General features: G+C 60.1%; 25 protein-coding genes and 3 pseudogenes. 14 read left to right on the forward strand and 14 right to left on the reverse strand.

What is annotated here, in order from left to right; translation table 11 throughout:
* Entirely contained in the window at positions 1-663 is a 663-nt protein-coding gene (locus NKH43_RS09510) for a 5-formyltetrahydrofolate cyclo-ligase (protein WP_352857747.1), read from the reverse strand.
* A 1-nt stretch (position 664) separates the two neighbouring features.
* On the opposite strand from NKH43_RS09510, the gene NKH43_RS09515 reads away from it, so the two are divergent.
* The 3 genes from NKH43_RS09515 to NKH43_RS09525 all read left to right on the forward strand — a co-directional run bounded on the left by NKH43_RS09515 (position 665) and on the right by NKH43_RS09525 (position 2,257).
* Entirely contained in the window at positions 665-1,351 is a 687-nt protein-coding gene (locus NKH43_RS09515; protein WP_352857749.1) for a LysR family transcriptional regulator, read from the forward strand.
* 64 nt (positions 1,352-1,415) lie between these two features.
* The gene (locus NKH43_RS09520) at positions 1,416-1,640 is read left to right on the forward strand and encodes a hypothetical protein (RefSeq protein WP_352857751.1); all 225 of its coding nucleotides are present in this window, start codon (positions 1,416-1,418) and stop codon (positions 1,638-1,640) included.
* Positions 1,641-1,711: 71 nt separating this feature from the next.
* Positions 1,712-2,257: a DUF488 domain-containing protein gene (locus tag NKH43_RS09525; RefSeq protein WP_352857753.1), complete on the forward strand. Its 546-nt coding sequence runs from the start codon at positions 1,712-1,714 to the stop codon at positions 2,255-2,257.
* Between the two features lie 8 nt (positions 2,258-2,265).
* On the opposite strand, the gene NKH43_RS09530 is transcribed toward NKH43_RS09525, so the two are convergent.
* The 3 genes from NKH43_RS09530 to NKH43_RS09540 all read right to left on the reverse strand — a co-directional run bounded on the left by NKH43_RS09530 (position 2,266) and on the right by NKH43_RS09540 (position 4,382).
* A complete protein-coding gene (locus NKH43_RS09530; protein WP_352857755.1) occupies positions 2,266-2,829 on the reverse strand; it encodes a GreA/GreB family elongation factor in 564 nt (187 codons plus the stop codon).
* A gap of 161 nt (positions 2,830-2,990) precedes the next feature.
* Positions 2,991-3,575 carry a nucleoside diphosphate kinase regulator gene (gene rnk / locus NKH43_RS09535; protein WP_352857757.1) on the reverse strand — a complete coding sequence of 195 codons (585 nt, stop codon included), beginning with the start codon at positions 3,573-3,575 and terminating at the stop codon, positions 2,991-2,993.
* Between the two features lie 507 nt (positions 3,576-4,082).
* On the reverse strand, positions 4,083-4,382 hold the full coding sequence (locus tag NKH43_RS09540; protein ID WP_352642816.1) for an XRE family transcriptional regulator: 300 nt from the start codon (positions 4,380-4,382) through the stop codon (positions 4,083-4,085).
* Positions 4,383-4,703: 321 nt separating this feature from the next.
* Here NKH43_RS09540 and NKH43_RS09545 point away from each other — a divergent pair, with 321 nt between their 5' ends.
* From NKH43_RS09545 to NKH43_RS09560, 4 genes and pseudogenes are all read left to right on the forward strand, one after another.
* Positions 4,704-5,117 (forward strand): SDR family oxidoreductase, encoded by a 414-nt coding sequence (locus NKH43_RS09545; RefSeq protein WP_352857759.1) that lies wholly within the window; start codon positions 4,704-4,706, stop codon positions 5,115-5,117.
* Between the two features lie 175 nt (positions 5,118-5,292).
* Positions 5,293-5,475, forward strand: a complete 183-nt coding sequence (locus NKH43_RS09550; RefSeq protein WP_352857761.1) for a topoisomerase DNA-binding C4 zinc finger domain-containing protein — start codon at positions 5,293-5,295, stop codon at positions 5,473-5,475.
* A gap of 366 nt (positions 5,476-5,841) precedes the next feature.
* Positions 5,842-6,066 (forward strand): annotated as a pseudogene (locus NKH43_RS35295) (hypothetical protein); the annotation flags it as partial.
* Between the two features lie 31 nt (positions 6,067-6,097).
* Positions 6,098-6,369, forward strand: a pseudogene (locus NKH43_RS09560) (SOS response-associated peptidase family protein); the annotation flags it as partial.
* Positions 6,370-6,438: 69 nt separating this feature from the next.
* On the opposite strand, the gene NKH43_RS09565 reads toward NKH43_RS09560, so the two are convergent.
* The 4 genes and pseudogenes from NKH43_RS09565 to NKH43_RS09580 all read right to left on the reverse strand — a co-directional run bounded on the left by NKH43_RS09565 (position 6,439) and on the right by NKH43_RS09580 (position 9,495).
* Positions 6,439-6,678, reverse strand: a complete 240-nt coding sequence (locus NKH43_RS09565) for a DUF982 domain-containing protein (protein WP_352857763.1) — start codon at positions 6,676-6,678, stop codon at positions 6,439-6,441.
* A 108-nt stretch (positions 6,679-6,786) separates the two neighbouring features.
* Positions 6,787-7,620 (reverse strand): alpha/beta fold hydrolase, encoded by an 834-nt coding sequence (locus NKH43_RS09570; protein ID WP_352857765.1) that lies wholly within the window; start codon positions 7,618-7,620, stop codon positions 6,787-6,789.
* Complete coding sequence (locus NKH43_RS09575; protein WP_352857767.1) at positions 7,545-8,846, reverse strand: glucoamylase family protein; 1,302 nt, start codon at positions 8,844-8,846, stop codon at positions 7,545-7,547. The genes NKH43_RS09570 and NKH43_RS09575 overlap by 76 nt, the downstream gene beginning before the upstream one ends.
* A gap of 372 nt (positions 8,847-9,218) precedes the next feature.
* Positions 9,219-9,495: pseudogene (locus tag NKH43_RS09580) on the reverse strand (HU family DNA-binding protein).
* A 52-nt stretch (positions 9,496-9,547) separates the two neighbouring features.
* On the opposite strand from NKH43_RS09580, the gene NKH43_RS09585 reads away from it, so the two are divergent.
* Entirely contained in the window at positions 9,548-9,796 is a 249-nt protein-coding gene (locus NKH43_RS09585; protein WP_352857769.1) for a hypothetical protein, read from the forward strand.
* A gap of 162 nt (positions 9,797-9,958) precedes the next feature.
* Here NKH43_RS09585 and rsgA read toward each other — a convergent pair whose 3' ends face one another.
* Positions 9,959-10,966, reverse strand: a complete 1,008-nt coding sequence (gene rsgA / locus NKH43_RS09590) for a ribosome small subunit-dependent GTPase A (protein ID WP_352857827.1) — start codon at positions 10,964-10,966, stop codon at positions 9,959-9,961.
* A gap of 269 nt (positions 10,967-11,235) precedes the next feature.
* On the opposite strand from rsgA, the gene NKH43_RS09595 reads away from it, so the two are divergent.
* Entirely contained in the window at positions 11,236-11,793 is a 558-nt protein-coding gene (locus tag NKH43_RS09595; RefSeq protein ID WP_352857771.1) for a hypothetical protein, read from the forward strand.
* A gap of 9 nt (positions 11,794-11,802) precedes the next feature.
* Here the strand turns inward: NKH43_RS09595 and NKH43_RS09600 are convergent, their stop codons facing one another.
* On the reverse strand, positions 11,803-11,982 hold the full coding sequence (locus NKH43_RS09600; RefSeq protein ID WP_352857836.1) for a hypothetical protein: 180 nt from the start codon (positions 11,980-11,982) through the stop codon (positions 11,803-11,805).
* A 106-nt stretch (positions 11,983-12,088) separates the two neighbouring features.
* On the reverse strand, positions 12,089-12,727 hold the full coding sequence (gene rnk / locus NKH43_RS09605; protein WP_352857773.1) for a nucleoside diphosphate kinase regulator: 639 nt from the start codon (positions 12,725-12,727) through the stop codon (positions 12,089-12,091).
* Between the two features lie 687 nt (positions 12,728-13,414).
* On the opposite strand from rnk (NKH43_RS09605), the gene NKH43_RS09610 reads away from it, so the two are divergent.
* The 4 genes from NKH43_RS09610 to NKH43_RS09625 all read left to right on the forward strand — a co-directional run bounded on the left by NKH43_RS09610 (position 13,415) and on the right by NKH43_RS09625 (position 16,437).
* A complete protein-coding gene (locus tag NKH43_RS09610) occupies positions 13,415-15,001 on the forward strand; it encodes a serine hydrolase (protein WP_352857775.1) in 1,587 nt (528 codons plus the stop codon).
* Positions 15,002-15,406: 405 nt separating this feature from the next.
* The gene (locus NKH43_RS09615; protein ID WP_352857777.1) at positions 15,407-15,706 is read left to right on the forward strand and encodes a cyclic nucleotide-binding domain-containing protein; all 300 of its coding nucleotides are present in this window, start codon (positions 15,407-15,409) and stop codon (positions 15,704-15,706) included.
* Positions 15,678-16,157 (forward strand): Crp/Fnr family transcriptional regulator, encoded by a 480-nt coding sequence (locus NKH43_RS09620; RefSeq protein WP_352857779.1) that lies wholly within the window; start codon positions 15,678-15,680, stop codon positions 16,155-16,157. Before NKH43_RS09615 ends, NKH43_RS09620 begins: the two co-directional genes overlap by 29 nt.
* 34 nt (positions 16,158-16,191) lie before the next feature.
* The gene (locus NKH43_RS09625) at positions 16,192-16,437 is read left to right on the forward strand and encodes a hypothetical protein (RefSeq protein WP_352857781.1); all 246 of its coding nucleotides are present in this window, start codon (positions 16,192-16,194) and stop codon (positions 16,435-16,437) included.
* Between the two features lie 298 nt (positions 16,438-16,735).
* On the opposite strand, the gene NKH43_RS09630 is transcribed toward NKH43_RS09625, so the two are convergent.
* The 3 genes from NKH43_RS09630 to NKH43_RS09640 all read right to left on the reverse strand — a co-directional run bounded on the left by NKH43_RS09630 (position 16,736) and on the right by NKH43_RS09640 (position 18,533).
* A complete protein-coding gene (locus NKH43_RS09630; protein ID WP_352789525.1) occupies positions 16,736-17,224 on the reverse strand; it encodes a hypothetical protein in 489 nt (162 codons plus the stop codon).
* Complete coding sequence (locus NKH43_RS09635) at positions 17,214-17,819, reverse strand: cupin (RefSeq protein WP_352857783.1); 606 nt, start codon at positions 17,817-17,819, stop codon at positions 17,214-17,216. The genes NKH43_RS09630 and NKH43_RS09635 overlap by 11 nt, the downstream gene beginning before the upstream one ends.
* A 504-nt stretch (positions 17,820-18,323) precedes the next feature.
* Positions 18,324-18,533, reverse strand: coding sequence for a hypothetical protein (locus tag NKH43_RS09640; protein WP_352857785.1), 210 nt, complete (start codon positions 18,531-18,533; stop codon positions 18,324-18,326).
* A gap of 414 nt (positions 18,534-18,947) precedes the next feature.
* On the opposite strand from NKH43_RS09640, the gene NKH43_RS09645 reads away from it, so the two are divergent.
* On the forward strand, positions 18,948-19,337 hold the full coding sequence (locus tag NKH43_RS09645; protein ID WP_352857787.1) for a hypothetical protein: 390 nt from the start codon (positions 18,948-18,950) through the stop codon (positions 19,335-19,337).
* Positions 19,338-19,387 lie beyond the last annotated feature (50 nt).

Consider the following 19,387-nt stretch of genomic DNA (forward strand, 5'->3'; position numbering starts at 1 on the left):
TCATTCGTCGGTGACGATCACATCCATCGGAATGTCGTGCGGCTGCGGATAGATGGTCTGGATCCTGCTGCCGGCGTAGCCGACGCCGACGACGAGAGGCCGCTTCGGCGCGGCGGCCAGGGTCCGGTCGAAGAAGCCGCCGCCGTAACCCAAGCGGTAGTTGGCCTGGTCGAAACCGACAACTGGCGCGATGACCACATCCGGTTGGACGGATGGCCCGTGTGACGGGACGAGAATATTCCAGATGCCGCGTTCCAGCGGGTCTCCCGGTCCCCATATACGAAACTCCAGCGGCCAGCCCTTTTTGATGACGACCGGCAACGCGATCCGCCCGCCGCGCTCGATCACCCGTATCGCCCAGTTGCGAAGGTCCGGCTCGCCTCGAAAGGGCCAGTAGCCGCTGACGATGCGGCCGCTCACCCGGCCGACAGCCAGGTCGAGAGCGGAGCCGATGCGGGAAGACCTCGCAGCGCGTTCCGCGGCGTCGACCGCGAGACGCTCGTCGATCAGGCGCTTGCGCTCCGCCTTGCGCCATCGACAGACATCCGTCCAAGCGTCTTGCACAACCGAGTCGGTGCCATATCCTGGAACAAGTTCGTGCAGGAAGCACGGCGGCGAGGCGTACTCTCGCGTTTCCAAGGGAATATCCTCCTGGTCAGACATTGTGCGCTCTATCAACTCTTGCGGCGGAAACCACCTCGACCTTCTGGACGTTGCGCTGCGTAAAACAGGAAGGCAAACGGAATTAAATGCTGTATTGATGCAAAATTATTGCACTGAACGGGAAGCCAGAATGGATATTGATCGCGCTCGCACGTTTTTGGAAATCGTCCATTCCGGAAGCTTTCTGAAAGCCGCCGACCGGCTCCACGTCACCCAGACGACGGTGAGCGCGCGCATACGCACGCTTGAGGAAGAGCTCGGACGTCAGCTCTTTATCCGCAACCGCAATGGCGCGCAGCTGACACCGGCGGGCCGGGAGTTCGAGCGGTTCGCCCAGTCATTCGTGCAAATCTGGGAAAGGGCAAGACACCAGCTCGCCATTCCATCGGGACGGACAAGCGTCGTTGCCTTGGGCGGGGAGCTCAGTCTGTGGAACCCGCTGCTGCTCGACTGGCTGGTCTGGATGAAGAACGCCAGGCCTGAAATCGCCATCCAAGCCCAAGTCGGCGTGCCGGACCAGCTCCTCGAGCAGCTGAGGACCGGCGTTCTGGACATTGCCGTGCTCTATGCGCCGAAGCTGCTACCGGGTTTCAGGGGTAGAGCTTCTCGTCGAGGAGCAGCTCGTCCTGGTTCGGACCACGGACAGAGACGGGGAACAAGTCGGCTCCAAAGACTATGTCTATGTTGATTGGGGGCCGCTGTTTGCGGCCCAGCATGGTGCCAGCTCCTCAGCTTTCGGCGAGCCAGGATTGATGGTCGGCCTTGGTCCGCTCGGGCTGAGCTATATCCTGCGCGCCGGCGGAATGGGCTATTTCCGCAGGGGGGCCGCAGCTCCTCATATCGAGGCGGGGCAGCTCGAGATCGTGGAAGGCGCACCGGAATTCACCTATCCGGCCTATGCAGTCTATCCGGAAGCAAGCGACGCGCGTGCCGACGTGCAGGAGGCGTTACGTGGTCTGACGCAGGTGGTGAAATGACAGCGTTATTTCAGTTCCAAATCATCGGTCATGAAGCCGGAAAGAAATCCGTTGCCATGGATTGATCGTACATGCCTTATCCATTCCACACCATCGGTCACTCGACCCGGTCGATCGCCGAATTTGTCGCCCTGCTGCGGGTCGCAGAGATCACCCTGGTGATCGACATAAGGACTGTCAGACGATCGCGGGCGAACCCGCAGTTCAACAGCGAGGTGCTTCCCGAAGAGCTGGCAGCGTTCGGGATCGGATATGAATACATTGCCGAGCTTGGCGGCCTGCGCGGCAAGGCGCACGATATTCAACCTGCGCTCAACGCATTCTGGATCAACCAGAGTTTTCACAATTACGCCGACTACGCGCTGTCGGCCGAGTTTCTTGACGGCCTGAATCGGCTTCTGTCCCTCGGCAGGCAGCGGCGAAGCGCCATCATGTGCTCGGAAACGCTCTGGTGGCGCTGTCACAGAAGGATTGTCGCGGACTACCTGATCAGCCGCGGCGAGTCCGTTTTTCATCTGATGGGCCATGACAAGGTTGAGCCGGCGAAACTCACCGACGGCGTGAAGGCACGGGACGACGGAACGCTTGTCTACCCGCCTGCACAGCCTTCGGAATAATCGAGCTCTCAGGCGGCCGACGGACCAGGGTCGTCGAAACCGGTGTCGAAAGCCGCCACGACTTTGTTCTCCGCTTTGTCCTGCAGTTCCTCCGAGCGATGGACGACGCGGAGAACCGGTCCGTCCGGTCGCGACGAGCCCGACTCTACACCCCCCGCCAGCTTCAATCTTTCGCGCCTTGCGGCTTCCGGCTGATAAACCACTTCTTGGACCGTCAGGGTTTCAAGGCCGCCGTCTGCAGTCGGAATGGACATGGACTGACCTTCGGCCAGACCGAGCAGCGCAAGGCCGCGCGGATTGGTGATCGGCAAAAGCATGCCAACCAGACCGCGCATCTCGTCATGTGCGACGATGCGGATTTCGGCAGGGCGGTCGTTTACCCGATAAGCGACGCGGCTGCTGAGCGTCACGACGGTTGCTGGGATGTCTTCCCGAAACACCACAACTGCGCTCGAAATCTTCCGTTGAAGGATACCCGAGAAGGTTTCGCTGCGGGAAGGATGGCGCTCCCGCATCACCTCAAGAATTGTGTAGTCCTTGGTCGTCAGTTGACTGCTGTCGATATTGAGCATGGTGCGTCTCCGGCCGGCCCACGCAAGGGGATCCAGCCATAGGAAATTGATCGGGAGTGAGAAATTGCCCCTGTGCCGGACCCAGATGGGCCGGCGCAGGGGTCAGACTCCTGCGATCAGGCTGCCTGCATGATTGAGGAGACGGACGGAGACGCCCATATCTAGACGCTCGCCGCAATCGTCGGAGACGCAGGTGCGAGCCGATCGGCTCCATCGCCTTCCGGGGCGGGCTGGTTCACGGCAAGCACCAACAATTCGTGCCGGCGCCCGTCTCGGGCGGTCCACATGATCGACTGTCCAGCCGGGAGGCCGATCAGGGCCGTGCCAATCGGCGTGAGGATTGAAACCTTGCCTGCGGAGATATCCGCATCGCCAGGAAAAACCAGCGTGACTGTTTTCGCGTCGCCCGTATCGGGCTTGAACGTCACCGACGAACCCATCTGGACGGTGTCAGCGGAGACCGAACCATCGGAGACGATACGCGCCCGCTCGAGTTCGGCGAGCAGTTCATCGGAAGCCTCCGGATTTCGTACAGCCACAGTGCTCGCAAGCGCCGATAGACGCGCATGATCCGACTGCGAGATGCGGATGTTCGGCTTGCGCCGGGTTTTCGTGTTGTCTTGCATTTGAATACTCGTGCTTCTGCCCGGACCAGCCGCCCACCAAGGGTGCCGGAACTGAGTCAATTCGTGGAAAAACTTGCTGAAAACGCCGATGCCCCAGAGGCTCGCGGCCCTGCGGATCATCCCATGTGGGTTAACGCACCGCCCCTCGGCTCAGGGCATATGGCAACTGAGCCGGGGGCTACATTCCCGCTATGGGACAAACCCGGAAAAGAATATCGCGATGAATTTTGACTGCGGCGTTCATAAGACCATAGTTGGTGAAGCAATCCGGGAAGTCAAGCCAGCCACCTCGGTGCACCTTGGCGGGCATCAACCCTAAGTTAGTCAGGGCGAGCACCAAGCAGAGTAGTTATCACCAGCTCTCTTCCGGCCCTGTTTATCCCGGTTCCGCTCGGTCTTTCTTCCGCCAATCCGAGGAAGACAAGGCGTTCGGCCAAGGCTTTTGATAGAGATGGGTAAGGCCCGCGGTTCATTCGCTTGAATGCCGTTTGCTCCTCCTCAGTTAGAGCGTCCCAGATAACCGTCATGACGGCCACCTCCCATGTTTGCATTGTCCAGCCAATGCGAATTCTGATTGTCGAGCCACGGGCTGTTGCCGTGAATTCATCGAGCCCGAAAACCTTGAGTCTATGGAACGGCGTCTGTCCCGACGATGCCGCCCTCATTCTCCAGAACGCCGATCCGCCTGACTTCCGAGCGGTTGAGTTTCAGACGAACGCCGATACCGCCGCCGTTTTCGGCAATGAAAACGGCGCCGGCGTTTTCAAGCGCGGTTTGCAACGTGTCGCAAACATCCTGGTCGGGAAGGCTGATCCGACGCTCGAATTCCTCGATGACCAACGCATCCACGCCTGAACTGCCGGAGAGCTTGTCACGGGTCCATTCGACCAGCGCGCGAGCGGCACGGCATTGAGCACCAGTGATCATCGTAAAATCTCCTGCTACCGCTTTCGGGGCCGAAATCACGGCTTGCTGCAAGCCAGGACACTCCGGGGTGCGATCGCTTGACCGAACCAAAAGTGCATATCGAATTCAAAAAGGGAAGGGCTGCGTCACGCGCCGCAATCGAAATTCTAATGCAAAATAATTGTGCTAAAGCGGCAATAAATTTCGTTTGTCTTGCAGACAAGGATGACTGAAGCTCACACATAGCGAAATTGACAGATTGGGTGCCAGCCAGCAGGTCTCAACGCCAGGGGAGTTCTTGGCGATATCGCGAAGGGCACCTTGGGCTCGGCGATGATGATAATGGACAGGCTTGAACACGATTTCGGCAGAATACTTTCCGGCAGGGTTCAGCGTCATGTGGTCGGGCGAATGGTATCTGCCAGCCGCCTCGACGTAGATGACCGCGGTCCAATCACTCCTTCGGATGACAATGCCCTCAAGACACGGCTGCGCGAGGAACTGCTCCTGCAAGCACAGACCCGGCTGCCGATCACCTATGCAACACTGGCCGAGAGCATGGTTGGTTCCGATGCAACAGGCGTGATCCGTGATGCACTCGAACAACCGATGGACGACGATGCGCAAGATAAGCTTGGACGTGTCGGTGAGTTGGAGGACATCATCGGGGCGGGCGTTTTCTTAGCCAGCGACCCCGCGGCGATGATTACCGGAACGAGTTTATTGATCGATGGCGGTTGGCAGCTCTCTGCCTAGTTCGTTCCAGAACCTGACCGTCTGCTTCCGGCCCCACTGCGGTCATTCGATGCCTTGCCCCTAAGGGGCCGCTCATGGCGCGTCCCGCTGGTTCAAACGGGGCGTATACCTCATCGCCAACAGCCGCCAGCCGTCCCGCTATATCCGGGAACTTTGCGAGATAGCCGGGGACGAGATGCGCTACGCGACGATCGAAGGCGCTGCCTTGCGTCAATGCCCCGTTTGTCTGGTGGGCCAAATGGTCGAGAAGCGCAACAGGAACGGGACGGTGTTTCACGGATGCAATCAGTTCCCTGATTGCAGGCACAGCGAAGGTGTTCCGGCGCAATCGACGGCGCACCTGGATAGACGCGCCTAACGCCAGGAGCACCGCTTGCGCAGTTGCAGCGGCATCCGGGCGATGCTGCCGCGCGGACGCCGTTTGATACGCAGCCGCGCCGCGCGGAATCCCAACCCGGACTCTTTTGTCCCGATCAATCCAGATCAGCGCTCGACGCGCCGTTGTCCATTTACGCGAGAAAGGTCGCAACATTCCCGACGTTCTATACCGTCAGTCTGGCCCGCATGACGACGCTTTATCTCAATTGGCGCGGAAGACGGTGAATCCCACAAAGCCGAATAATACGCATCCGCCGAAATGGATCGAGCCTCAGCTGACGCGCCTGGTCGACGAAGCGCCCGACGGCCCGACTGGCTTCAGGAAATCAAGTACGACGGATGCCGCATGCACGCGCGGATCGACGGCAGCGACATCCGCTTGCTCCGCACCGGCCTCGATTGGTCGCATCGCTATCACGCGACGATAGCGGCCCTCCGCGCGCTCCCGGTGAAAGAGGCATATGTCGACGGGGAACTGTGCGCCGTTCGGGCAGACGGCGTCACCTCCTTCAGCCGCCTGCAGGCCGCTATGGACGAGGGCCGCACGGACGATCTTGTCTTCTTTGCTTTCGATCTTCAGTTCCTGAACGGGGAGAGCATTGCGAAGCTTCCGCTCGTCGATCGCAAAGCGCGCTGGAGTCTGGCGCCGGCGACACGGGACTGGCCTTAGGGTTATGCCATTCTGACGATCGAGGCGAACGACGACGTGGCGCCCTTCCACGACCGACAGATGGCAGTGCTGCGGCGCGATCAGCGGATGGCTCGGTTCGACGGGACCTGCTTGGAAGAAGAGCTGCTTCGGCCGTTGCCTGCCGGCACGTTCGTGGTTTCGCAGCCGCGCGAAGCATCTGCACAGGCGGTGCTCGCATTTTGAACCAAAAAGAACTTTTTGATCTCGCCGGCCATCCGCCGCTCCCACTGTGATCGAGGCTACGTTTGGACCTCAGTCGCTGCGTAGAATTTTCGCTTCTAACGCCGCTGCAACGAAGGCTCGTCTCGCTACCGGCGTCTGGGCTTCGCCACGCAGAACCTGAAGACATGCATCCATGGCCAGTTTTCGCTTCTCCGTCTGATGAGGGATTCGCAGCAGGATCGTGCCTGCGTCATTCACATCGAATATGACGCGCTCACGGTCATGCCCGCCAATTTGCACCACCACCGGCCGGACGAACCTGCTCGACATGCATTACTCTTTCAGTTCCGACCTCGATACGGTCTTCACCTATCATGACGTTGGGTCAATTTATACATGTATCAGCTAGGCCCGAAGAGAACTTGCAGTTGCTCAATCTCAAGACAAGTTGCCTGTCCAATTCCACCAAGCAGACGCGAAGCGGGCGTCGCACCGTGCCAACGCGTCCGCGATTGGAATGCCGTCGAGGATCGCGAGGCGGCTGACCGAGTCCGGGTGGTCCATTGCGGTTCGAAAGGCCGTATAAGATCCTCTGTCGTGCCCGACGAGGCCGAAGCGGCCGAAGCCGAGCTGGCGCATGAGTGCAACGCAATCTCTTGCCTTGCCTCGCCTCGACGACCCAGCGTGATCCGGTGTGTCGGCAGGCTTGGAGGACTGGCCGAAGCCAGGCAGGTCCGGGCAGACAACGGTGTATTGCTCGGCGAGTATCGGCGCTACTCGGTGCCAGGTTGCATGTGTGCGAGGATGACCACAACAGCAGTAGCGGCTCTCCCCTTGCCACCAATTCGGAACCGGAGCGTGGCCTCGGGAAGCTTGATCCGTTCCAGTTCGAATCCATCGAACATACGTGCTTTCCCTATCCGCTACATTTTCGGAACGCTCTGGTGGGAGACCAGTTTCAACGTCAGCTATCGAGATCTGCAGATTAGGTTCCCTACGTCCGAGTGGGTGAAGGTTGTCCAACGCGGGGCCGACGCCGGCCCCGCATGCACCCTCGCGCCGCGACCCGCATCGGAAAACCTTCACCAATGCTGCCGAGTACAATGCGCCTCTAAGCCGACATTCGCAGCAAATGCGGCATGCGCTAGCAGTCAAGAGTCCCGGTATCAGTCGGGGAGCTTTGTCATCTCGACTTCTTATAGCCAACCGCCCGAAAAACCGGCTCGGTGCAGTCCCGCGATGATGGCCGGCACGCGGCGCATCAGGCGCCACAGGAAGCCCGAGCGGTAGTTCTCTATCATTAGAGTGATCGGCCCCTGATTGATGCCGACATGGTCCGGCGATACCCAACCGCATGGCCGGCCGTCGGCGGCTGCTATTGTCGGATTGAAGCTTGCGGTGAAGCCGTAAGGGTTGCCCTCTTGCAGGTCGATCTCGTGGAAATAGCGCAGTGCCGGCAGAACGATCTCTGGCGCAAAGGGCAATGAGGTAATCGCTGCCCACGGCGACAACGTCCCATCATCAGGGCCGAATGGCGCACCGCGCGCCAGATAGCCGAAGAAGCGGCGGCCACCGACCGTGATTTGGCGTTTTGTCGGGCTTGGGCCGTCGCTGGCGGTGATGCCCCAGCAATTCTCGCCATAACCGCTGAAGCCCTTCGGATTGCGAATGGCGTAGTCGCGTTGCAGGTAGGTTGACTCTCGGCTGTTCTCGAAATAGTCGCAGTCGTGGTTGCGCATGGAAGCATCGCGGATGCCGCGAAAATCGATCCAGATATGCGAGAGCTGGTGGATGAAAAGTGGACCGGCGTAAACCAATTCCCGGCCATAGATCTTTTTCCACTTGTAGGTGGATAGCCAGGCCGCATAGCTCTCGAGCGGCAACGGATGCGTTGGCGAGCCGAGACCCAACACATAAAGGATCACCGCTTCGTCGTAGCCTTGCCAGCGATAGCGCAGGAAGCCTTTTCCAGGCCGCCAGCCATGGGTGACGGTAGCGCCGCCGTTCTGCGCCCATCGCCAGTCGGCGCGCCGGTAGAGCGCATCGGCAAGCCGCCGGATTTCCAGTTCGGATTCATCGTCCTCGCCAAAATAGGCGCCGGCGGCCAGCGCACCGGCAAGCAGAAGCGCCGTATCGACCGTGGACAGCTCACACTTCCAGACGCGGCGGCCGGACGCCATGTCGAGGAAATGGTAGTAGAAGCCCTTGTGGCCCGTTGCGTCGGCTTCGGGCCCTTGCGGCGCGTTCCAGAAGAAGCGAAGCGTGGCGAGCGTCCGTTCAGCGGCGGCGGCGCGCGTCATGAAACCGCGCTCGACACCGACGGGATAGGCCGACAGGGCGAGCCCGACGGCTGCGATGCTGGCCGGTGACCCCGAGGTGTTGCGGTCGGCGATCAGGCCATTCGCCGGGTTGGCTTCTTTGAGAAAATAGTCGAAGGACAGGCGCTGGATGTCCGAGAGAAGCTCGTCGTTCTGCGGGTGGTCGCTCGATGCATCCATGGCTGTCGATATAGAGGGGTTTCGCTGCGCTTCCCACCTTTTTGGTCGTCTTGTCGCCTTTGGGTCATGTCACGACGATGCTCGCGCTTGCCCAGGTGTCTCTATAACTAAGTTCGAACACCAGAAGCTGACATTCCGCTAATGGCGGCAACAAGTCATGTGGAAATTCATCTCCACAACTACTTGGATGAATGAAAGCCAAAGTTCGGTGCGCCCACCGACGGCTAAACTCCCCACGTCGGTTCATGCTAATATTGGCCGATTGCGCCCCGAGGCGCCGGTGTTGACAACATCGGCTTGCCGCCAATTCCCGAAACGGGGCCTTCAATTTTTCGACGATCTCGGCCCACCGGAAACGAGCCGCCAGAGCGGTCAGCGGTCTAACGCATCCTTCACCGCCTTCGCCGGCGCGAAGGTGAGCTTTCTCGAGGCGGCGATTTTGATCGTGGCGCCGGTCGACGGGTTGCGCCCTCACGCGCCGGCGTGTCCTTGACCTTGAACTTGCCGAAGCCCGGTATGCTGGTTTCCGCCCCCGATCGGGCGGCGTCCGAGATCTCCTTAAACACGCTTTCCACGATTGTTTTGGCCTGCGCCTTGCTCAGGCTCTGCTCCGCGGCAATCTTGTCGGCGATTTCGGTGTCGTCGTCATGATCTGCATATCCTCTGTTGCATCATCCTCGCCTACGTGTGGCAATCACAACATGCCACTGGAACTCACGGAGCGGGGGGTTTCGTCGGCAATCCACTGGAAACTTATCCTGTTGCCGGGCGAGCGCGAGGATGTCGGTGGGCGTCGTGACCGCCACGATCTCCAGATTGTCCGGTTTGTTGCCGAAGCGGTCGAGCAGCATGGACCAGCGGTCGACATCCTTGCGCTCGTCGGCGTCAATGACAAAAACACTGTGGCCTTGGTGTGCAGCGACACTGGCCAGGGCACGTACGAGACCTAATTGGCCCGAAGCTGCGATTTTGGCCAAGTTGTGGAACGTTGAGAGAACGGATTGACCGCCCAGGTGCGCGATCCTCAGGGCACCGGTTAGATGTCGACATCCGGCATTGCACGGCTCGATAAGGTGTCTTTGAGGATAGTGCCTGAGCTCAAACGTTGTCGTTCAACGCCTTTTGCCGCGATTGCTGGTGAAATTGCTGCCGCGAGGCCCGGTTTGAACTGGCGTGTTGTTTCGATTTTCGTCGGAGAGTTTGCGCCAGCGAGCAAGACGCTCAGGATCCAGCGTACCAGCGGCCAAAGCTCCTTGTACCGCACAGCCCGGTTCATGAGCATGGGTGCAGTCGCGGAACCTGCAAAGCGGGGCAAGCTCGGTAATTTCGGCGAACAGTGTGTCGATGCCGTAAGCCACATCGCTAACCTGCAGCGTTCGCATTCCTGGCGTATCGATCACCCACCCGCCACCTGCAATGGGGTGCAGAGATCGCGAGGTGGTGGTGTGGCGTCCTTTGGCATCTTGTTCGCGAATGTCTCCGGTCTGTTGAGGCAATTGCTGCGCTGATCCGGCCAGCGTGTTCACCAGCGTCGATTTGCCCACGCCGGAGGAACCGACCAGTGCAACTGTTTGTCCTGCGCCGCACCAGGCGGCTAAGGCGATTGCCGCATCAGCCGTGCGGGGGTTCAACGTCACTACAATCAGCCCCCGCTGCAGAGCGGCAGATTGCTTTTCGTACTCCCGGGCGTCAGCCACCGTATCGGCCTTGGTCAGCAGGATCACCGGAGTTGTTCCGGCCTCGTTCGCTAGCGCCAGATAGCGCTCGAGCCGAGCGGGGTTGAAATCAGCATTGCATGAGCTGACGATAAACAAGGTGTCGACGTTGGCTGCGGCAAGCTGCGGCATCTTGGTGCCCTGAGTGCGGCGTTCCAGCACTGTCTTGCGGGTCAGGCGGCGGTGCAGCAGGTGGGCATGGGGATCGACAAGGACCCAGTCGCCAACGGCGTAGTCGCCGGTGTTCGTTTGCGTCGGCAGTGTCAGATCCATTTGCCCTGTTTGAGATATGCCGATCAGGCGGTCACGGTGCACCGTGGCAATACGCGTTGGGACGAGGTTTACCTCATGCGGACCAACTTGATCTCCGAAAAAATCCGTCCATCCCAGGCTTGCGAGGGACATCGATCGAGTGGCGGTGGAGCGATCCGTCACGGCTTTGACCAAAAGGTAGGGCGTCACAGACATCGGACAGTATCCTTGGCAAAATGAGGTGAGGCGCGGAAAGCAGCCACTCGTTATGGGCACGATTGTTCGAGCCGTTGTATGGGCGGCATGGCGGGGATTTGGCAATGCTCGTCATCCGCTCTTGCCCTTGGCGTGCTCGGAGCTTAGGGCATGTGGAACGATGTCCTTATCGCAGTGTTAAATGGCGAAAGGAGGGAGGCAGTACGGTGGCTGATCTCAAAGAAACGGCATTGATCGCGCGGCTGGCGGCGCGGCACGGGTTGTCAAGGGACGCGGTAGAAACCGTGCTGCGTGCCCTGCGCTCGGGCGGCGGTTCAATGGCGCAGTTCAGCCATGCCGAATTCGGCGGCATGTCGCAGTGGTCATCAGGCATGACAATGGTCGGCGACATGTTCAACGATGCGCTGAGGGCGAAGCTGAACGCGGTGGCCACGGAACTAGTAGCTCATCTGCGGGAGAATCCCGAGGCTGCCCATAATGAACCGGCCGAAGTGAGCTATAGATCACAGCAGCAGGTACGTGAAAGTTGGCCGGGCGGTCTCGGCACACCCTCATCGACCGGATCGCAGAACCATTTGCGCTACGCGATATATCCCGACTCGCGGCGACTGGTCATCGAGGATGCCAGGCAGCGTACGATCTACGACACCGGCGATCACGTTATTTCGGGGATCGCCCAGGCGCAAAGTACGGATGCTACATTGACATTCCGCAGCCAGAACGGCCTTGTGCGGCTCTCGGAGCTCAAGAAGGTCGATGCTTGAGGCGTGGCCCTATTCCATTTTGTTTTTATAAGCGTCCATATTCTTAGCCACGTCCTCTCCCTTCTTGCCTTTTCCAGTCGCGGACAGGGCGACGAATTCGAAGTCGAAGCTTGGCAACCGACGAACGGTTCGGCGTAGATCCCAATAAGGATACCGATCGTCGATGGCTGCCTTTATGATCACCGTCATCTTGATGTCGTTGTTCGAAGGCGGCCTTTTGCAGTCGCATCTTCGTGTCGTAGTCCAGCGGGCAATTGATGTAGTGCTTGGCTTCCCGCGCGTGTGGCCTTCGTGGTCAGTTGACGGTAACGGGCTTGGCGCGTCTCCAGCCGGTCCCGGGACGGAATCCGGCGTTAAACAATTGATCGGGTGGGAAAACTTCCCCCTGTGCCGGACCATAATAGGCCGGCACAGGGGTCAGACTCCCGCGATCAGGCTGCCCGCGTGATTGAGGAGACGCACGGAAAAGCCCATGTCTAGACGCTCGCCTCGATAGTCGAAGGCGCTGGCGGGCGCTGGCGGTTGCGCCTTCCGGAGCCGGTTGGTTCACGGCTATCACCGAGAGTTCGTGCCGCCGCCCGTCTCGCGCAGTCCACATGATCGACTGTCCGGCCGAGAGGCCGATCAGGGCCGTGCCGATCGGCGTGAGGATTGAAACCTTGCCTTCGGTGATATCCGCATCGCCAGGAAAAACCAGCGTGACCGTTTTCGCGTCGCCGGTGTCGGGCTTGAACGTCACTGTCGAGCCCATCTGGACGGTGCCTGTGGGGATCCAACCATCGGCGACGATACGAGCCCGTTCCAGTTCGGCGAGCAGTTCATCGGAAGCCTCCGGATTTCGTGCGGCGACGGCGCCCGCAAGCGCCGACAGACGCGCGTGGTCGGACTGCGAGATGCGGATGTTCGGCTTACGCCGGGTCTTCTTGTCTTTCATTTGAATACTCGTCTGAGTTGGGACGCCGCCGCGAAAGATGATGCGAGCGGCCAATTCAAGAATGTCCTGCTCACAGCCGAGCCGAGCCGATCGGCGGCCTGCGGACTTCCATGTCGATATGTTGCCCCTCGGCTCGGGGGCGCATGCCAGCCGAGCCGGGGGTTACGATCCCGCGATGGGGCAAACCCGGAAAAGAAAGTCGTGACGGATTTTAACGGCGGCATTCATATCATGATAGTTGGTGAAGAGATCCAGGAAGTCAAGGAAGCCGCCTCGGCGGGGATTAAAGTCGCGAGCTAGTCAGCGCGGGCGCCAAGCAAGGTGTTTATTATCAGCTCTCTTCGGGCCCTGTTTCTGCCTGTCCCGCTCGGTCTCTCTTCGGCAAGGCCGAGGAAATAAGGCGTTCGGCCAATACTTTCGACAGCGCCTGGCAGGGTCCAGCCCATCCCGCGCAGCGGATGGTTCTCCGGCCCCCGTGCCGCAGGCAAGATCGGTGAAGACGAAGCGTCCCGGCCCCTCGGCCATCGGACCCCCGGATACTTCACCAGTCCGAAATCACATGACACGCCGCCGCTGTCTCTGCCTGATCTTTGGAGTTAAACAAATCAGTAGAAAATAACCGTAACCATCTTTCATCTTGCCGCGTATGGTCCGATCATCTGGCCGGTGCAAGTTTGAGGACATGCAATGAAGATGGTCGCTGCTCTCCTGGTACTTTCCCTCGTTACCATGCTGCCCGCCATGGCAGCCGCGCAGTCCTACATGCCGGAGCTTGGGCCATCGCCGCCGCAGGATGCCATGCAGCTGTATCCCGGCGGTGTCGAGAAGGCCGTGGCCGCGCTGCCGGACATTGTCACGAAAGTCAAGGAAGCATCCAACGTTCCTGGGTTCGCCGTGGCGGTGGTGCATGGCGGCAAAATGATCTTTGACGAAGGCTATGGCCTTCGCGACAACCGGGACGACACCTCTAGGGTCAGCAGCACTACCATTTTCCAGGTCGCCTCGGTGTCGAAATCGATCTCGGCCACGGTGGCCGCCATCGCCATGACGAAGGACCACAGCTTCGACTGGGATACCCCGGTCGGCAAGGTCTGGGACGGCTTCCGCCTCAATCTCGACTATGTCTCGGGCAATGCCACCATCGGCGATTTCTTCGCCCATCGCTCGGGCCTGCCGATGGCGGCGGGCGACGAGCTCGAGGATCTCGGCTTCCAGCGCAAGCAGATCGTCGGCGGCCTGTGGATGGTGCCGCTCGATCCCTTCCGCATCTCCTATCACTACGCCAATTTCGGCACGACGATCGGCGCCGAGGCAGTGGCCCACGCCGAGAAACAGCCTTGGGAGCCGCTGGCCAAGAGCCTGTTGTTCGATCCGCTCGGCATGCGCTCGAGCAGCTATCGGCACGAGGACTTCATTGCCGCCGGCAAGAACCGCGCCCTGCTGCATGCCCGCGTGGCCGACAATGTCTTCGAGCCGCTCTATGACCGCGACCCCGACCAGCAGGCGCCGGCGGGCGGCGTCTCCTCCAGCGTCCAGGATCTTGCCAAGTGGATGATCCTGCTACTTGCCGACGGCACCTATAACGGCCAGCCCGTGATCGACCCGAAGATCCTGCAGCCCGCCATCACACCACAGATCGTGACCTACCGCGGCGAGACCCCCGATACGCGGGCCAGCTCCTATGGCTATGGCTTCAATGTGGGGGTGAACGCCAATGGGCGCACCACTATGGGCCATTCCGGCGCCTTCCTGCTCGGCGCCGGCACCACCTTCCAGATCTTGCCCTCGGCCGATCTCGGCATCGTCGTGCTCACCAACGGCTCCCCCGTCGGCGCCGCCGAGGCGGTCGCCGCCAGCTTCATGGACATCGTGCAATATGGCCAGGTCACCCGCGACTGGTATCCCTACATCAAGCCGCGGTTCATGGGCTACTACAAGCCGGTGGGCGACCTCGCCGGCAAGGACAAGCCGACGAACCCCGCCAAGGCGCGCAGTCCATCCTTCTACGAGGGCCAATATACGAGCAATTATTTCGACACCGCCACCGTGCGGGCCGATGGCGAAAAGCTGATGCTCGAACTCGGTCCCAAGCCCATGCAGTTCACGCTCGAACACTGGGACGGCGACACCTACGCCCTCGCCCCGCGCGGCGAGAACGCGCCGATCGGCTCGCTCTCATCGGTGAAGTTCGCCGGTTCCCCCGGCGGCATTCACGCGCGGGTGATGACGGTGGACTATCTCAATGAGAACGGGTTGGGGTATTTTCAGAGGTAGGGGTGGGGGCGTCGGGTGCTCCATGCACCCGATGCCGTCGAAAAGGCGAACCGGCCGTCTGCAAAGTGATGCCTGAGATGGCGGATTTGTGACGATTCGCTTCCGGGCGTAGAAATCAGGAAGCCGGCATTTGCTCGGGAGCTTCCGACAAGCTATGTCGGCTTTGGCCAGCCGCTGATCCGAAGCAGACCGACGGCTCCCGGCCAGATATTCGTGACCGGCGTCATAAGAAGCGCCCATCACCGACGGGCCTCCACTGAGGGAAGCTGACCTTCCCCAGCCTTTCGCCAGGCACGGATTCTTTGCTTGCGCATTTGAAGCCTATGCTTCCGCATCGGCCGCCAAAGCTTTCGGATGCAGCCGACCGTAAGAGGGTACGTGCTCTTGCCCGTCAGGGAGCGAGCCATGCCCCAATCCGTTCTTCGCAACCATGTATTGAGAGCGCTCTCCCCAGAGGATTTCGCGCGTTTACAGCCGTCACTGCATCGCGTCGAACTCGACATCAAAGACCAGTTGGAGGTCGCATATCAGCCGATCGAGCGTGTGTATTTTCCAGAGATGGGCATCGTGTCGGTGGTCGCCACCATGAGCGGTGGGCGCCAAAGTGAAGCCGGCATCGTCGGCCGCGACGGGATGACAGGCGTTGCCGTTATTCTCGGTCAAGACAGGTCTCCCAATGAAACCTATATCCAGGTCGCAAGGTAATGGCTGGATCCTTCCGGTTGAAATCCTTCGCTCTGCGATTGTAGACAGCCAATCCCTTCGCGAGTCGCTGCTTCGCTATGCCCACGCGTTCCTCATCCAGTCGTCCCGGACCGCGCTGGTCAACGGCCATTCGAAAATCGAGGAGCGGTTGGCCCGCTGGCTACTGATGGTCCAAGACCGCGCCGATGGAAACAATATCTACCTGACGCATGAATTTCTGGCGACCATGCTTGGTGCCCGGCGCCCTGGCGTTACCACCGCCCTCCAAATGCTTGAATATCGGGGGCTCGTTCACGCCAAGCGCGGAGAAATCACGATTGTCGATCGCGTTGGAATGATAAAACTCACACACGGTGCTTACGGCGAGGAGGAGCAAAGTCACTTCGGCCTGCCTCCGCCTAACTGTTCGGAATCTGACAAACCCTTGCAGGCTGCCGAATTGGTGCCATAAATCGTGTTGGTTTGGGTTTCAGGGAGGAACTCACATGATCAACACTTTTCACACCGTCACGGTTGAAAGAGCCGCCGAAGCCTATGTGCTCTCTAGAGGCAAGGCCCGCTTCCTCTCCATCGCACAGGCAATCCGTGCCATCCGAACGCTCATGCCGGCATGCAAGGCTACCGACCGCGAACTGGAGGAGTTAGTGGCGGCAGCATCCATTATTCACGGTGTGCCCGTCGCGTTCGACTTTAAAACAGCCGTGGCCGCAGGACCACTGCTCCATTCATAGGGCAACAACGTCGAGCGGGCCGCCGAGCAACTGTTGCACAGGACCAAGCAGCGTGGCCCCAAATGGCTCAGCGCAATGCAGCCCTGCCATGCATGCCTTGATCGATCAGGTGAAACGCGAAGTGGTCCGCGGGGCGTTTCTCGAAGCGGCCAGGAATAGGGAAACCTAACTGCCTCCTTAGCATCTGCGAGTGAAAGCCCTACTCTCGGCCGGGCACGAACCTAACAAAGAGCATCGTCGGCTCTGCAGCGAGGCGGCGGTCATAGAACTGGCAAGCGAGGACCATTGGCTTGTCCGACTATCGTTGCGCCTTCAGGAGACGCTCGAGCGTTGAAAAGTCACTCATGTCGCGGTAGGGCGTCAGGTCAAGATCCTTGGGGATCTTCTTGAGCTTCTCTTCGGAGATCGGTTTTTCGTTCTTTTTGTTGACGGCCTGGTAAGCGGACCACCCAACACCCGCCGCCTTCACGGCATCGCGCTCGGCTCGAAGGGCGATTTGATGCGCGTGCAGATAATGAAGCCCGAGTTCGTCTAGGAGCGCCTTTTCAACGATCTCGTGCGTTAGCAGAAATGGGGCAAGCCGGACCTTGGCCGATTTCCAATCCATAGTGCGAGGCATATGGCGATCGATATAAATCGTCCTGCCATCTTTGCTGTAGCCAGCAATGTAGGGGATATCGAAATCATGAACGATCTTCACCCGACGATGCAGCGCCCGCACAGCGTCACTCAGTACATCGTCGTCCAAGTCTTCGGAAACGTGGCGGACTTCATCTTCAAGCTTCATTTTTTCCACACTGACACCAGCGGCGCTTTGCTCCCATAGACCGGATCCTTCCGTGGACGGCCAACTTGGGAATCGTTCGTAATGCCCGCTCATGTTCCTGGGCTGTCGTGCATTCGTCATATGCGTCGGATGCGGGATAAGCGCCGACCACCAGGAAACCAGCAGACTCGGAGAGACATGGGTGACCGGTGCCCACCGGAAGAAGTGCCATGTCGCCGGCCTTCAAGGACAATGTACGGCCCCTGTTGCCCCCGAACCGAACCTTGCCGGTTCCGCGCGCAACCCCAAGCACTTCATTTTTGCGGGAATGGTAATGGACGTAGTGGTAGATGCCGTCCCGCCAGCCGCTACTCCAGCCATTGGCCTCGAAAAGCTCTTCCAGCACGGCTGCGGAATCAAATTGTTCCACCGACCTTACGGCGCCACGATAGACGACAAACGGCCAGAACGGGTGGTTCGGCACGAGGCCGTTATCCTTGAACCGAAATTCGAGTGGCTTCTTCGCCTTCACAAATTCGGCGAGTTCTTGCTTTTTCGGTCGCGCGATACCCGTCGCCTGCTCGGTAGCTTTCTTCAGGCTCTCGAGAATGCCCACGGCGAATCCTTGCGCTGGATGAGACGTCAGACAGAGCAGCGGGGAAAGCCTCCGCTCTGGTCTCAACAAATCTCAACCAGCGACACCGCACTTTGTTCCTTTTGCCGCCACTATTAAGCTGCGGCCCGCGAGGAGGACTGAAAGTCAGAGAAGCGCCCGCATGTCGGCCGCTCAGCTTGTGCCTGCCGGAGTTGAACGAGAATTGTCTTGGCGGTGCTGCGCCAGAAGGCATTCTGCGTCCTCCAAGTTTTTGGATTCTAGGACCCGGGCGATACCTTCGACCAATTTCCGCCGCCGATTCAGCGGAAACGCGCTTATTTTGAATCATCGATCACCTCACCCGGATCGCCCAGGCGCAAAGTACGGATGCGACAGTGACATTCCGCAGCCAGAACGGCCTTGTGCGGCTCTCGGAGCTTAAGACGGTCGATGCTTAAGGCGTGCCCCTATGAATGCCTCGCGGTGATGCTCCCGCCCGGCGCCACTCATCGCAGCGCGAGGCGCCTAAAGACGTCCTTCTTCTCCCTTTTGCGGTTCCGCCGCCGCTCCGTCCGCAGCACGCTCCAGGGCGACCATTTTCTTGACCAGGGCCAGCAGATCGCGCTTGGTGCCGTGCGGCAGAGGCACGACCTGTTGTGCGAGTTCCATGCTGTCGCGCGCTTCCTCCGGCGTGCGGCCCCATAGATGCGGGGCAGCGCTGAACAGCATTTCCATCGGCATGAACCCGAGGATTTCGCACACGCAAGGCGCTTGGCAGCGCCATCTTAACGAGGCCGGACGATGGGCGGCCGAACGGTGATGAAAGCCATCACCGCCGAGGGCGCCGCGTGAGCGGCGCCCCATGATCGAAGCGAAGTCGGAGCAATCACCATGACCACGGACCACGGACCACGGCCAGAACGGCGATCCGTTCGTTGGTGGCGATGGCGAGGGGAAATAATCGATCGAAACGCCTCGCGAGATGCGATCGCCGCGGTCGCCCTAGCCATGCCCCACCTGCAACGCGTCCAACGGTACCATTCATCCTGACATGAATGCGCTGACAGTCGTGCTAGCGTGAGAGCGCGGCCGGCCGGTGTTACGACACCGATCTGGCAGCCTGCCATGAAGTGAAGAGGAGAGTTCACCATGTCCAGGATCAATCGCCGCGCCTTGCTTCTCAACGCCGGCAGCGCCGTTATCGCCTCGACGGTTGCGGCAACAGCTCTCGCCACAGAGCCGCGACGCCGCCGGGACCGGGAACCGTCCAGCGATCTGCGGGCGCTGATCAAGGCGCACAAGGCAATGTACGCGGCGTTCGGCAAGGCGATCCACGAAATGGACGGCAGTAACGGCGACCACGACAGAGCCAGCCGGGCTGAGGAAAGGGCGCTGCTGGCTGTATGCGCCTATCCTGCGGTCAGGGAAGGTGATCGCCGGGCCAAGGCACGATATCTTTTGAAGATCGAGGCGCGCGGTGAGCTCGACCTGGCAGAGCACATGCAGGCCCTTCTCCGCTCGACGATGTGGAAAGGATAGTACCGGCTTCCCCGTCGTGTAGGACGTCCGCGTCCTTAATGCGCCAAAGA

The sequence above is a fragment of the Mesorhizobium sp. M1163 genome, assembly GCF_040318415.1.
In the GTDB taxonomy this organism is placed as follows: Bacteria; Pseudomonadota; Alphaproteobacteria; order Rhizobiales; family Rhizobiaceae; genus Mesorhizobium.

Bases quoted from the DNA above. Each gene is read 5' to 3' on its own strand.
- NKH43_RS09625 (WP_352857781.1), top strand. From the start codon at position 16,192: ATGATCAACACTTTTCACACCGTCACGGTTGAAAGAGCCGCCGAAGCC.
- NKH43_RS09645 (WP_352857787.1), top strand. From the start codon at position 18,948: ATGTCCAGGATCAATCGCCGCGCCTTGCTTCTCAACGCCGGCAGCGCC.
- NKH43_RS09520 (WP_352857751.1), top strand. From the start codon at position 1,416: ATGGTCGGCCTTGGTCCGCTCGGGCTGAGCTATATCCTGCGCGCCGGC.
- NKH43_RS09640 (WP_352857785.1), bottom strand. From the start codon at position 18,533: ATGGAAATGCTGTTCAGCGCTGCCCCGCATCTATGGGGCCGCACGCCG.
- rnk (WP_352857773.1), bottom strand. From the start codon at position 12,727: ATGAAAGACAAGAAGACCCGGCGTAAGCCGAACATCCGCATCTCGCAG.
- NKH43_RS09585 (WP_352857769.1), top strand. From the start codon at position 9,548: ATGCCACTGGAACTCACGGAGCGGGGGGTTTCGTCGGCAATCCACTGG.
- rnk (WP_352857757.1), bottom strand. From the start codon at position 3,575: ATGATCCGCAGGGCCGCGAGCCTCTGGGGCATCGGCGTTTTCAGCAAG.
- NKH43_RS09610 (WP_352857775.1), top strand. From the start codon at position 13,415: ATGAAGATGGTCGCTGCTCTCCTGGTACTTTCCCTCGTTACCATGCTG.
- NKH43_RS09565 (WP_352857763.1), bottom strand. From the start codon at position 6,678: ATGTCGAGCAGGTTCGTCCGGCCGGTGGTGGTGCAAATTGGCGGGCAT.
- rsgA (WP_352857827.1), bottom strand. From the start codon at position 10,966: ATGTCCCTCGCAAGCCTGGGATGGACGGATTTTTTCGGAGATCAAGTT.
- NKH43_RS09550 (WP_352857761.1), top strand. From the start codon at position 5,293: ATGCGCTACGCGACGATCGAAGGCGCTGCCTTGCGTCAATGCCCCGTT.
- NKH43_RS09575 (WP_352857767.1), bottom strand. From the start codon at position 8,846: ATGGATGCATCGAGCGACCACCCGCAGAACGACGAGCTTCTCTCGGAC.
- NKH43_RS09630 (WP_352789525.1), bottom strand. From the start codon at position 17,224: ATGAAGCTTGAAGATGAAGTCCGCCACGTTTCCGAAGACTTGGACGAC.
- NKH43_RS09525 (WP_352857753.1), top strand. From the start codon at position 1,712: ATGCCTTATCCATTCCACACCATCGGTCACTCGACCCGGTCGATCGCC.
- NKH43_RS09540 (WP_352642816.1), bottom strand. From the start codon at position 4,382: ATGATCACTGGTGCTCAATGCCGTGCCGCTCGCGCGCTGGTCGAATGG.
- NKH43_RS09530 (WP_352857755.1), bottom strand. From the start codon at position 2,829: ATGCTCAATATCGACAGCAGTCAACTGACGACCAAGGACTACACAATT.
- NKH43_RS09615 (WP_352857777.1), top strand. From the start codon at position 15,407: ATGCCCCAATCCGTTCTTCGCAACCATGTATTGAGAGCGCTCTCCCCA.
- NKH43_RS09545 (WP_352857759.1), top strand. From the start codon at position 4,704: ATGGACAGGCTTGAACACGATTTCGGCAGAATACTTTCCGGCAGGGTT.
- NKH43_RS09510 (WP_352857747.1), bottom strand. From the start codon at position 663: ATGTCTGACCAGGAGGATATTCCCTTGGAAACGCGAGAGTACGCCTCG.
- NKH43_RS09620 (WP_352857779.1), top strand. From the start codon at position 15,678: ATGAAACCTATATCCAGGTCGCAAGGTAATGGCTGGATCCTTCCGGTT.
- NKH43_RS09600 (WP_352857836.1), bottom strand. From the start codon at position 11,982: ATGACGGTGATCATAAAGGCAGCCATCGACGATCGGTATCCTTATTGG.